Annotated in this window: 10 protein-coding genes; 3 read left to right on the top strand and 7 right to left on the bottom strand. The window is 65.7% G+C overall.

Annotation, left to right across the window (positions count from 1 at the left end; translation table 11 throughout):
• Positions 1–35 precede the first annotated feature (35 nt).
• Entirely contained in the window at positions 36–431 is a 396-nt protein-coding gene (locus CJ179_RS45465; protein WP_005252661.1) for a nuclear transport factor 2 family protein, read from the bottom strand.
• A gap of 324 nt (positions 432–755) precedes the next feature.
• Here CJ179_RS45465 and CJ179_RS45460 point away from each other — a divergent pair, with 324 nt between their 5' ends.
• On the top strand, positions 756–3,425 hold the full coding sequence (locus CJ179_RS45460; protein ID WP_095865803.1) for a LuxR C-terminal-related transcriptional regulator: 2,670 nt from the start codon (positions 756–758) through the stop codon (positions 3,423–3,425).
• A gap of 34 nt (positions 3,426–3,459) precedes the next feature.
• On the opposite strand, the gene CJ179_RS45455 is transcribed toward CJ179_RS45460, so the two are convergent.
• The 6 genes from CJ179_RS45455 to CJ179_RS45430 form a co-directional block, all read right to left on the bottom strand.
• Positions 3,460–4,296 carry a mycofactocin-coupled SDR family oxidoreductase gene (locus CJ179_RS45455; RefSeq protein WP_095865802.1) on the bottom strand — a complete coding sequence of 279 codons (837 nt, stop codon included), beginning with the start codon at positions 4,294–4,296 and terminating at the stop codon, positions 3,460–3,462.
• A 34-nt stretch (positions 4,297–4,330) separates the two neighbouring features.
• Positions 4,331–5,527, bottom strand: coding sequence for an acyl-CoA dehydrogenase family protein (locus CJ179_RS45450; protein WP_095865801.1), 1,197 nt, complete (start codon positions 5,525–5,527; stop codon positions 4,331–4,333).
• Positions 5,528–5,962: 435 nt separating this feature from the next.
• Positions 5,963–6,262: a nucleoside triphosphate pyrophosphohydrolase gene (locus CJ179_RS45445; RefSeq protein ID WP_095865800.1), complete on the bottom strand. Its 300-nt coding sequence runs from the start codon at positions 6,260–6,262 to the stop codon at positions 5,963–5,965.
• Between the two features lie 358 nt (positions 6,263–6,620).
• Complete coding sequence (locus tag CJ179_RS54295; RefSeq protein ID WP_095865918.1) at positions 6,621–7,724, bottom strand: DUF3761 domain-containing protein; 1,104 nt, start codon at positions 7,722–7,724, stop codon at positions 6,621–6,623.
• A 610-nt stretch (positions 7,725–8,334) separates the two neighbouring features.
• Complete coding sequence (locus tag CJ179_RS51085; RefSeq protein WP_143549047.1) at positions 8,335–8,973, bottom strand: hypothetical protein; 639 nt, start codon at positions 8,971–8,973, stop codon at positions 8,335–8,337.
• A gap of 356 nt (positions 8,974–9,329) precedes the next feature.
• Positions 9,330–10,139, bottom strand: a complete 810-nt coding sequence (locus CJ179_RS45430; RefSeq protein ID WP_095865798.1) for a HugZ family protein — start codon at positions 10,137–10,139, stop codon at positions 9,330–9,332.
• A 139-nt stretch (positions 10,140–10,278) separates the two neighbouring features.
• Here CJ179_RS45430 and CJ179_RS45425 point away from each other — a divergent pair, with 139 nt between their 5' ends.
• Positions 10,279–10,746: an NfeD family protein gene (locus CJ179_RS45425; RefSeq protein WP_072944251.1), complete on the top strand. Its 468-nt coding sequence runs from the start codon at positions 10,279–10,281 to the stop codon at positions 10,744–10,746.
• Positions 10,743–11,615: a slipin family protein gene (locus tag CJ179_RS45420; protein WP_072944252.1), complete on the top strand. Its 873-nt coding sequence runs from the start codon at positions 10,743–10,745 to the stop codon at positions 11,613–11,615. The genes CJ179_RS45425 and CJ179_RS45420 overlap by 4 nt, the downstream gene beginning before the upstream one ends.
• Positions 11,616–11,701: the final 86 nt, after the last annotated feature.

Raw genomic sequence — 11,701 nt, 5'->3', positions numbered from 1 at the left:
AGCCGCCGCGATGCCGCGGCGGCTGGAACGCAGAGCTACACCGAGAGCCCCGTCTTGGCCCAGAACTCCTCGAACGTCGCCGAGCACATGTCGGTGCCGCGGGTGACCTTGCCGTCCTCGAAGCGGTGGGTCATGACGATCGTGGTGTCGAGTTCGAGTTCCCCGAGGCGGCGGTACGCCCGGACGTTGGCGGTCACCAGATCGTCACCGACGACGTCGACGGAGACGACCTCGTTGCGGGATTCGTCGAGCTTGGCCAGGACGCCGAAGGCCTCGAGGAACTCGGCCTTGGTGTAGAGGCGGAGGGTTCCCTCGAGCGTGAAACCGGCCCACGTCATCTCGTCCGAGTACAGCTCCACGAGCGGAACCGGGTTCCCCTCGTCTGCGGCGGCGAAAGCTGCCTTCAGGGCGGCGGCATTGCTGTTGGTCATGCGGACTCCATCGTCGCTTCGGATATGTCGGCACCACGTGTCGTTCCTGTGGTGTGCATCACCCTGCCCGTGTGGGGAGTCCGGCGGAACCGTCCAGCTACGTGGTTCGCTACGGTCACACTTATCCGAACCCGGTGCTCCGAATCTGCGCAGGTAAATACCACTTTCTCGACCCGAGTCCGGGGGCGAGTGCGTACGGCGCACGGTTGCGATGACACATCTTGACCCCCGAAAGTTGACAGGAGGTGCAACCAGCGACCAAGGTGATCCAGATCTCAATTACCGGGAGGTCGACCGACCGGTTACGAGCCCAGAAGGGACCTTGTGAACGCTGACGAGTGGGATGAGATTCGCCGACTCCACCGGCAAGGATCTCCCATCAAGCACATCGCTGTGCAGCTCGGAATGTCGCGCAACACGGTGCGCCGCGCGCTGACTCTCGACCACCCTCCCACCGACCACCGCAGCCGACGCGGCTCCGTCGCCGACCCCGTCGATTCGGCGATCCGGGAGCTGATCGCCGACGACCCCAGCATCGCGATCGCGGAGATCGCGCGCCGGATCCAGTGGACCAAGTCGAGGACCACGCTGGCCCGCAGGGTCACGAGCATCCGTGAGGAACGGTCGACCGGCGAGCCCCACGACAGCCCGGCCGACACGGTGCCCGCGGCTCCGTCGGTCCCGGTGTACGGATCGAGTTTCGTGGGCCGTCGCACCGAACTGCTCGAACTACGAAAACTGCTCGGTGACCACCGGCTCGTGACCATCACCGGCCCGGGCGGAATGGGCAAGACCCGCTTCGCGATCCATGCCGCAGGCGAGTACCGCCGCGCGTTTCCGGACGGTGTGCGCGTGATCGAACTCGCCGCGCTGCGCAGCCCCGAGCTCCTGACCCAGACCGTCGTGGACGGGCTCGCCCTCGCCAACCGCGACATGCATGCCAGCCCGACGGAGAACACCATCATCGAGTATCTCCGGACGCGGCGGATGCTCCTGATCCTCGACAACTGCGAGCACCTCCTCGACGAATGCGCGCAACTGGTGTCGGTGCTGCTGCGCTCCACGACCGAACTGCGCATCATCACCACCAGCCGCGAGATACTTTCGGTTCCGGACGAATTCGTCTTCCCGCTCTCCCCGCTGCCCACGGTCAACGGAACGGCGTCGGCCTCGCCGGCCCGCGGGACGGGAAGCGCGGTGGAGCTGTTCGTGAACCGGGCCGCCGCCGTCCTGTCGAAATTCGAGCTGACCGAGGACAACCGCGACGCGGTGATGCGCGTCTGCGACCGCCTCGACGGCCTCCCTCTCGCTATCGAATTGGCCTGCGCGCGATTGCCGGTGCTGTCGGTGTACGAACTGGCGGATCGGCTCGATCACCGGCTCAATCTCCTCACCACCGGCAACCGCACCGGGCCGCAGCGGCATCGGAGCCTCCAGGCGACGATGGATTGGAGCTACGAACTCTGCACTCGCGAACAACAACTCCTCTGGTCGCGAGCCTCGGTGTTCGCGGGCGGATTCGACCTCGGCATGGCCGAAGAGGTGTGCAGCGACGACGACGTCCCGGCGGACACCGTGCTCGACGGCATCTCGGCTCTGGTCGGCAAATCGATCCTGCACCGCGAAGAGGGCGGCACGCACGTGCGGTTCCGGATGCTCGAGTCGATCCGCGAATACGGGAACAGTAAGCTGACCGCCTCGGAGATGGACACCCTGACACTGCGGCACCTGCGCTGGTGTACGCGGCTGGTGACCACGACGGCCGACAACTGGTTCAGTGCCGATCAACGCGCCGGAAGCGAGAAGCTGCGCCGCAACCATGCCAACATCCGGTCGGCGCTGCACGCGGCACTGCTGGATTCGTCCGACGACGACGAAGTGCGGATGGCCGCGGACATGGTCTCGCGCGCCTGGTTCCTCTGGTCGTGCGGGTTCTCGGTACGCGAGCACCGGATGTGGCTGAACCGCATCCTCGAACGGGAGACGGCGCCGACGGCCACCAGGGGGCGGATGCTCGTCAACCTCGGTCTCGTCCAGACCCTGCAGGGTGACCGCGCGTCCGCCGACTCGGCGCTGACCGAGGCCTCCGCCGTCAACCTGACCGCCGACGACGCCATCACCGGCGCGTTCACGGCGGACGTCATGGGGCTGAAGGCCTTCTTCGCCGGCGATTTCGATGAGGCGGAGAGTCGGCTCACGGCGGCGCTGGAAATGTATGAACAGATTCCGGACCGTGAGGATCTCGCCCACACGCTGCGCGTCCACCTCGGGATGCTGTACTGCTTCACCGACGAGACGGCTCGTGCCACGGAACTCTTCGAGACGGTGAACGAGCGCGCCATCACGGTCGGGGAGTCGTGGCTGCGTTCCTACGCCGTCTACGGGCTCGGGCTGGTGGCATTGATGAACGAGGAATTCGAGGACGCACTCCGACTCGGCTCCGAAAGCCTGCGCCTGCGGCGTGACTTCGACGACGTCGTCGGAACCACCCTGGTCACCGACCTTCTGGGATGGGCCGAAGCCGAGGCGGGGTCGGCGGAACGGTCGGCCGTGCTCCTCGGCGCCGCCTCCTCGATGTGGGAGTCGTTCGGCATGCAGCTGTACGGTTCGAGCCACTGGGTCGAGCAACGCGCACGCTTCGAGAAGCAGGCGCGAAAGTCTCTGGGAGACGATCAGTTCGAGAAGTGCCACACTAGCGGGGCCGCGATGTCGGTCTCCGAGATCACCGGATTCGTCCTGGGGGATTCGGTACCGTCCGGGGATCCGGCTCCCGCGGGTGGCACGCGCCCGGAAGACGTTCTCTCCCCGAGGGAACAGGAGGTGGCGGCGCACGTCGCCGCCGGTATGACCAACAAGGAGATCGCCGCCAAGCTGGTTCTGTCGCCGCGCACGGTGGAAGGGCACGTCGAACACATTCTGGAAAAGCTGGGAATGAGCAGGCGTCACGAGATCGCCGCAGCGTTCGCGCACGCGGGGCGGGGCACGCCGAGCTAGTTCCGCGTGCCCCGCACTCGCAGGGATGTGCTGGTCAGACCTTGTTGAGGGCACCCGCGTCGACGGGCATCGCGATGCCGGTGACGTAGCGTGCCGCATCCGACGCCAGCCACACCACAGCGTTGCTGACATCCACCGGCTCGATCCACGGAGTCGGCAGCACGTTCATCGCCGTCTCGCACGCCTCACGGAAATCCTCGTGCGTGGGCGTCTCCAGATCGGGACGGAACAGGCGGTACATGTCCTCGTTGTCGATCATGTCCGTCAGCACCGACGTGGGATGGATGGAGTTGCACCGAATCCGATGGGCGCCCAGCTCATTGGCGGCGGTCCGGGCGAGTCCGGTGACCCCGTGCTTCGCGGCGACGTAGTGGGCGAAGTTGGGGAAGCCCTGCAATCCACCGGTGGAGCTGATCAGGACGATCGACCCGCCCTCACCCTGCTCGATCAGGTGGGGAACGGTCGCCCGCAGGGTCTTCCAAACACCCGACAGGTTGATGTCGACCATTTCGTCCCACTGCTCTTCGGTGAGCTCGTGCAGCGGTGCGGACGAGAAGATGCCGGCGTTCGCCACCACGGTGTCGAGCCGTCCGAGCTTCGCGACACCCTCCGCGACCACGTCCTGGAGCTGACCCAGCGACCGCACGTCGGCGACCGCGACATGGGCACGCTGCCCGAACTTCTCGATGTGCCGAGCCGTTTCCTGGAGTTCGTCCTCTGTCGCACCGCGGTACTTCGTCGTCGCCGGCTTGGCGCAGATGTCGACGATGATGACGTCGGCGCCCTCCTCCGCGAGCCGGATGGCATGCGAGCGCCCCTGCCCGCGTGCAGCTCCCGTTACCAGCGCGACCTTGCCTTCAAGCTGTCCCATCAGGGGTCCTTCCGTTGTGAATGAACTGGGGTCTTCAGACGGCGTATGCGCGCATGATCGGTGTGGCGGCGTCGACGAGGGTGATCTGATCGACCAGCATGTGCTGCGTCGCGACGGCGGCGTCGCGCACGCACCGGCCGAGGGCGCTGGGGTTGCGGATCGACTGGCTGCCGGCCCAGCGGTGCGCGAAACCGACGATCTCACCGGCGACCTCCTGCGACCAGGTGATGACCTGACGCAACCGGGCGCGCTGTTCCTCGGTGATCTCCACACCGGCGCGCGCACTGGCCTCGGCGTCCTCGTGGGCGGCGTACACGTACAGGCGAGTCGCCTGGTAGAGAGCTTCGTATTTGCTGAATTCGCGGCGGAACAGTTCCGACTCGCCGACCACCGTGGCGTAGCCGGGACGCGCCTTGTTGGCGACGATCCGGACGATCTCCTCGAGCGCCCGCTTCGCCAGTCCGAGTGCGACGGGGGCGTGTCCGCCGACGCCGATGCCGAGCAGTCCCAGGCGGTACACGGGCTCGGAGCGGACGGGGGTGGTCGAGAACGTCTCCATCGTGAACTTGTCGGGGATGAAGCGGTCGTGGACGGCGTAGTCGTAGCTGCCGGTGCCGACCAGACCCATCACGTTCCAGTTGCCGAGGAACTCGACGTCGGCCCGCGGGAGGAAGCCGACGCGGCAGTCGGGGGTACCGGCCTCGTCCAGGATGGGGTTCCCGTTGTCGTCGTGGACGACGAATCCCGCGCCGATCCACGTGGCGTGCGCCGATCCGCTCGCGAACTGGTAGCGGCCGGTGACGCGGTAGCCGCCCTCGACGCGGACGGCCTTGCCGGTGGGCATGATCATGCCTGCGGTGATTCCCCGGTCCGGACCGCCGAACATCTCGCGGGCGCCCTCGTCGTTCATGAAACCGGCGGCGATGCCGGTGCTGAAGGAGTTGGCCATCAGCGCCCAGCCCGTCGACGCGTCGGCCCGGGAGATCTCCTCGATCACCTCGAGTGCCTGCACGATGCCCAGTCCACCGCCACCGAACTCCGTCGGGACGAGGGTCCAGAACAGCTCCGCCTCGGCGAGGGCCTCGTACACAGGCCTGGTGATCGTCGCGTCACGCTCGATCGCATCCGCCTCCTGCTCGACGATGCGAGCGACCGCCTTCGCCCGGGCGAGATAGTCGACAGGCTCCCGATCGGCGACGGCGGACACTGATCGATCAACGGTTTGCGTCATGGAAATGACCTTCCTGGTATGCAACTCGGCTCGTCGTCCACCACACATTTCGGCGGGGGCGCGATCGCGGTATGACCTGAATCACAATGGTCTGTCCGCGGGCTGCACACAGGCGGGTCACCACGTGGTCCGCTACGTGGTCACCCGGTCGGGTAATGCAGCGGGTGCGAAGCTGCATCGCTCATCCAGACGGCCGTTCCGGTGCGGGAGGGAGTGGGGGGCGCGCAGTCCGCCCGACCTCGACGTCGCGTGCACCGGCTTGCCCACCGGGGACAGAGCGGCACGCGAGACGCTTGCCGAAGTTCTCGAGGCGCTGAGGACACTGATGTCATAGACAGGCTGATCACTTCGGTCTTGTTGACGGTCGTTGCGCTCATCGCGGCGATGTGAAGCGCGCCGGTCCAGGTGTTGCTCTGCAGTAACGGTGTTCTACGGCTAATCCAGCCAAACGCGGTCGTGGAAACCTCCCCGTTCGAGACGTTTGCGCTCAGCGGCCGAGTGGAGTTCCTCTACCGTGAATCCCGAATTCGCCACAATCGCGAGGAGCACTTCATAGACGTCCGCTGCTTCCTCCAACTGTTGGGCCGCGTCCGCGTCGCGGAGTTCCTGAGCTTCCTCGAATAGCTTTTCGATCAGAGCACACTGATACTCGTCTGTTGCGAGGATTCGACTTGCAGGCTTCCGCCCCGACAGTCGAATGATCTCCGGAATGCGGTCTCGTACCAGCTTGCCCATCAGGAATCCTCTCACTGGATACTGTCTCCATGGAGTTCTACCGCGCCGAACCGACACCAACCTCGTCATGGCGCCTCGCAGTCCTGATGGGACTCATTAATACGTCGCGTCAATATCGCAGAAGCCGAACCATTCGCTCATGAATACTTTGGAAGCGGAGTCCAGCGAGTCTGGAACCCGCCGTCCATACGAGCAAAGGTGCAGGTACCCATCCCTTCATCGCTGCAGTCTGGCATGCAAAGCGGTTGTCACCACGCGTAACTCGTTGAAAGGGTGAGTGGTTCTGCGGATCCGGCAAGTGTAACGGCCGCACCCACAGTGTGAGGTCGCCGCTCCTGGAGGATCGAATCCCAGTTGCTCAGTACCACTCGGCCACTCCACCATGACCCGAGCACGTTCCTCGTCTGCTTTGGCTGTAGGAGTATGAACCGTCCTTGCAACGTGCGCTCGCGTCGGTCGGCGACGAGCCGGGTACGGGTATGCAATTGCCGGCAGAATTTTCGTAATACCCCTCACCACAGCCGTACCCTCCCCCAGGTTCGGGATCCGGCGCAGGCGCAGGCGCAGGGGCGGGAGCGGGAGCCGGTAGGGGCGGAGGTGGGGGAGGTGCGACCGGAACTGGTGCCGGCGCGATCGGCGCGACGCGAGTTAGTTCTTGTTGAACGGGAGAATTGGTAGGGGCCGGAGGGGGAGGCGCAATGGTTGTGGTCGGCTCGACGACGGGGCTTGGAGGTGGTGGTAGCGTCGCGCCACACTCACCCAGTACGCGCGCGATCGCGTCACGTTCACCTTGCGAGACCCATAGCCGATAGAGCGACTTGATAACCACCTGCTGGGCCACGTACGTGCAGCGGTACGACGAGTCGGATGGCAACCACGCTGAGGCGTCGCGCCCGGCCTTCTGCTCGAATGCAGTGGCGCCTACCGCCTGCAGGTTGCGCGGGTCGTTTGCCAGCGTGCGCACCATTTGCTCGTCGAGCTGCTGCGCACCCTTCTGCCATGCGTCCGCGAGGGCGACGACACGGTCGACTTGCACGCTGCCCGATTCGTCCGCGTCGCTTGCGAATGTAAGGGTCTTATCCGAATAGGGATCCTCTAGTCGTCCCGAACGTACGGAGCATCCTCCAGAGCCCGATACGAGGACGACCGCTGTGAGATCCCGTCGCAGAATGTCATCGCGGGTGTCGCACCCGTTTCTTCCGCTCTCGACCGCAACGTCGTCGGACCACGTCGACAGCCTGGCATCGTCAAACCCTACGAGCGGCGCCGACTCTGCGATGGCCAAGGTGTCGAGCTTCGCGAGTGCGGCGTTGGCTGCTATTGAACCATCGATGTGTGGGACTTTGGACGCGACCGCGAGCGGGCGCTCGACAGTAGTGGTCGGTGCAGATGTAGACGGAGCGCTCGTAGGTTCGGGGACGGTCGAGCTTGCGATCTCAGCCGCCTGCCGGCTCTCGCGCATCTCGGGGTGAATCGCCGAGTCAAGGGCAGTCGAGGTTATGAACAACGCTGCCACCGCAGCGCCCCACAGAACTCTCCTCTTGACGGGTGACTTGCCCGGATTCTGTTGCTTCCATGCGCGAACGCGTGATGGCCGAATGGTAGCGAAATACAATGCGCCAGCTGAGATTAGTAGTCCGAATACGTAAAATGCAATGCTGGCCTCGCCGTCCATCGCAGCGCCGATGAGACCGATGAGGAAAACGACTCCAATCAGTCCCACAACGACGCGAACGGCAGCCGACAGTGCGCGACGGAACCCTCCGCGGCCGTGCTCGTGAGCGTGTGAACTAGTTGCCGGATCGCGAGGGTCGTACATGATATCTCCGAGGTATTGCTAGCACGCGCAGGCGTTGTCCCTGGTTATCGCGCCTCTCGGTAGATCTGTTACGCGCAGGATCGGCGGGGCAATTTCTTCGAACCGCTGTGTGAGCCCCGCCGCGCGGGACGGTCCGATGCTCTGAACGACGTGGTTCATCACAACGCAGGCGCTCCTGCGCCCGCGCCAGGAATTCGTTCGCGAACGTTCGAAGGACACCCTTCGCGCGTGTGATGCATTGCGAAGCTATGGCCTAATTTCCGCCCTGCTGCAATCGGCATTCTTCTTCGGTTGCTCCAGAATTCAGGCATTCGAACCATTTACCTTGGATGTCACCGGAGGTTGGAGGTTCGCCGCACATCTCACCGCAGCGTTGGTAGTTCGGAACTGGTGAGCCGTCGGGCCAGACGCACCCGCTCTTGTCGCAGGTGTAGCCGCGGCCGGAAGTGGTCCCGGGGTCCGGCTGCTGCTCGGCCTTCTGTGTGAAGTAGTAGTCGTTGCAATCCTCGGTGTACATCAGAGTGCCGTCTGACATGTGGGTGGTGCCCGGCTCGTAGTTCTCGCTTATGTCGGCGCACGCTACGACCGTGGCGCAGATACTTGTTCCGCTCGACATGGGCGCCCCGAACTGATTTGTCGGCGCGGGCATCGGTTGGCTGCAGTCCACCGTTTCCGCCGGGGTTGCCTGTGGCTGATCCTCCGCGCTGGGTGGAGGCTCAGGGCTCGCTGCCGGAGACAGTGTCGTCGCCGTTGTAGTCGGCGGCGTGCTGATGGTCGTCGTGGTGTCGACGTTTTCAGGTTGCGAATTACATGCACAAAGTAGCAAGAAAGTTGCAAAGACCACTGCATACGCACGGCGAATTTTTGAATCCCACGAAATAGCTGGATGCATCGCGTCTCCCAAACAAGTTCGACCGGGTGAACTTTGATTGACGCTACGCGTGGGGGATCCCACTGGTCCTGGGTCTGGGCGTCTGATATCGCCTTGCAACGTTGACGATCACGTGGTACTCGGCTCGCTGGGTGGCACCATCGCGATGCCCGCGGCCGCAGGAGCGGCACGCGAATTGATCGCATACCTGACTCCGGGCCGGTCGAAAATGGCTCAGGAACAAGATCTTCAGCGATCGATGCATTGCATCCAGGAGCGCCACCGGCGAGAGTGGGCTGTCTGGAGGCCCGATCACCACCTGCGAAAACCCTTTAGCGGCGACTGGACAGTTCAGTCCAGTCGCCGCGGGCGCAGCGTCAGCGCCCGGTCAGTGCCCGGGCCTGCTCTGTCAAAGCCACTGTCGCCGCGCGCAACTGGTCGACCGAGTCGAGTGGCTCTGCGTATCCGACCCGCGTCACGGCCACGCCGCGGGGGGTGGTGACGCGCAGGTCCAACCCGTAGCGGTCGGCGCCCTCGCAGGTGACCGTCTTCGCGTCGGGGAAGCCGCCGAGAGCCTGTGCCATCGCGCGGAGGGCGTCGGCGTGGTCGGCGTTGAGGTGCTCGATCGCCCGGCCGGCATGCGGGGTGACGGGGTCTGCTGTGGCGGCGGCGTAGGACTCTTCGTTCGCCGAGTCCATCCGCCCGTAGCCGCCGACCCACCGGACGCGCTGGACGCGCAGCACCCAGAGCGAAAAGTCGCTGAAGTCGATGTAGACGTGCGCTGCCGGGATGGCCGCGAGGTGTGCCTCCCGGGCCGCGGCGAGTTCGTCGCCTTCCGGGCGGTAGACGTACCCGGCGAGGGTGATGCGGGTGCTGGCCAGCGGATCGGAGGGCGGGTTCGGTGCGACGATCGCGATGCTGGCGCGGGGATCGTGCGCAAGGTTGCGGCCGTGCTCGGCCATCTGCGACACACACAGCACGGGGGAGCCGTCGAGCAGACCGTAGGTGACGAACGACGCCCACGGGTCGCCGTCCCTGGTCAGGCTCGCGAGGGTGCCCACATTGGTGGTGGCCGCGACCGTCCGAGCCTCCTCGGCAGCGGACGGGCGGGCCGGGTTGGCGACCTCCTCCAACGGCGGCGGCACGGTCGGGGCGTCACCGGGATCTCCGTGATCTAAGTTCGTCATTTGCTGAACGGTACCCCGCCGGAAATTGCCGGTGGCATTGCCGTCGACCTGCGCTTACCGTTGAACTGAGGGCTCGATCGCCGAGTGGCTATGCGAGTGCGACCGGGTCCTCGCGAAGCGTGATCGTGGGTGATGCGAGATGACCGCGTTGGGCGTGCTGGCGCTGGTGCTGGGTGTGCTGTTGATCGTCGTCGAGGCACACGCACCGACCGCGGGCGTGCTCGGCGGGCTCGGGGCACTGTTTGTCGGCGCCGGGGTGTGGCTGCTGTTCACCTCCAGCGACACCGCGCAGATGATCGCCATCCCGGCCGCTGCGGGAGTCGCGGTGGTCGGTGTGGGTCTCGCCGTCGTGGGCGGCCGGAAGGCGCTCGCCGCCGGGCACGCGCCCGTGCGCACCGGGATGCAATCCCTCATCGGATCCGACGCCACCGTCCGCAACTGGAAAGGCCGGCAGGGTCAGGTCGAGGCCGCCGGCAGCCTGTGGAGGGCGCAGACCCTGTTCGGGGACGACGAGACGCCGACCGCCGGCGATTCCGTCGTCGTCGAGCAGATCCGCGGACTCACCCTCACCGTGCGCCGCCGCGAACCGTGGGAGCTGGAGATATGACCACCATCATCGTCATCCTGTGCGTCGTCATCACCCTCCTCGCCGTCGTGGCGAGCAGCTCGATCCGGGTGCTGCGGGAGTACGAGCGGGCCGTCGTGTTCCGGCTGGGCCGGTTGGTCGACCTGAAGGGCCCGGGACTGGTGCTGCTGATCCCGGCGATCGACCGGATGGAACGGGTCAGCCTGCGAACCGTCACTCTGAAGATCCCCGTTCAGGAAGTGATCACCCACGACAACGTGCCGGCCAAGGTCACCGCCGTCGCCTACTTCCGGGTGGTCGACGCCGACCGGGCGATCGTCGAGGTCGAGGACTTCCTGGCCGCCACCCTGCAGATCGCCCAGACCACACTGCGCTCGATCCTCGGCAAGGCCGACCTCGATGCCCTCCTGGGCGAGCGGGAACGCCTCAACGAGGACCTGCAGAAGGTCATCGATCAGCAAACGGAACCGTGGGGTGTGAAGGTCACCACCGTCGAGATCAAGGACGTCGAGATCCCCGCCAACATGCAACGGGCCATCGCCCGGCAGGCCGAGGCCGAACGCGAGCGTCGCGCCAAGATCATCAACGCCGAAGCCGAGTTCCAAGCCTCCGCGAAACTCGCCGAGGCCGCCGACGTCATCAGCCGCAACCCCACCACCCTGCAGCTGCGCTACCTGCAGACCCTCAGCGCCATGGGCGGCGAGAACAACTCCACCGTCGTCTTCCCGATGCCCCTCGACCTGGTCCGCCCGTTCCTCGCGGCGGCCAAGGACGCGGCAGCCACGGACGACGGAGACGAGCGCGCCCGGTTCGAGGCCCAGGCCAACCTCGCCGCGATGATCCCGCCCGCCGGCCCGGAGACGCGCACTCCGCACCACGCACGAAACTGACGTGCCCCACCGTTCACCGTCCGGCCACCGCGCGTACCCCGGGCGGTGACCGCAGTGCGCTTGGCTAGGGTTGGACAACCAGCAGG

It is taken from the genome of Rhodococcus sp. ACS1, from assembly GCF_002300155.1.
GTDB classification, from domain to species: Bacteria; Actinomycetota; Actinomycetes; order Mycobacteriales; family Mycobacteriaceae; genus Rhodococcus_F; species Rhodococcus_F koreensis.
The sequence above is the reverse complement of the archived record's forward strand: the minus strand, read 5'-3'. Positions and strand labels throughout refer to the sequence as shown.

What these genes read in the sequence shown, in the direction of transcription:
- CJ179_RS45465 (WP_005252661.1), bottom strand. Translation starts at nt 431, where the DNA reads ATGACCAACAGCAATGCCGCCGCCCTGAAGGCAGCTTTCGCCGCCGCA.
- CJ179_RS45455 (WP_095865802.1), bottom strand. Translation starts at nt 4,296, where the DNA reads ATGGGACAGCTTGAAGGCAAGGTCGCGCTGGTAACGGGAGCTGCACGC.
- CJ179_RS45450 (WP_095865801.1), bottom strand. Translation starts at nt 5,527, where the DNA reads ATGACGCAAACCGTTGATCGATCAGTGTCCGCCGTCGCCGATCGGGAG.
- CJ179_RS45445 (WP_095865800.1), bottom strand. Translation starts at nt 6,262, where the DNA reads ATGGGCAAGCTGGTACGAGACCGCATTCCGGAGATCATTCGACTGTCG.
- CJ179_RS54295 (WP_095865918.1), bottom strand. Translation starts at nt 7,724, where the DNA reads ATGCGCGAGAGCCGGCAGGCGGCTGAGATCGCAAGCTCGACCGTCCCC.
- CJ179_RS51085 (WP_143549047.1), bottom strand. Translation starts at nt 8,973, where the DNA reads ATGCATCCAGCTATTTCGTGGGATTCAAAAATTCGCCGTGCGTATGCA.
- CJ179_RS45430 (WP_095865798.1), bottom strand. Translation starts at nt 10,139, where the DNA reads ATGACGAACTTAGATCACGGAGATCCCGGTGACGCCCCGACCGTGCCG.
- CJ179_RS45425 (WP_072944251.1), top strand. Translation starts at nt 10,279, where the DNA reads ATGACCGCGTTGGGCGTGCTGGCGCTGGTGCTGGGTGTGCTGTTGATC.
- CJ179_RS45420 (WP_072944252.1), top strand. Translation starts at nt 10,743, where the DNA reads ATGACCACCATCATCGTCATCCTGTGCGTCGTCATCACCCTCCTCGCC.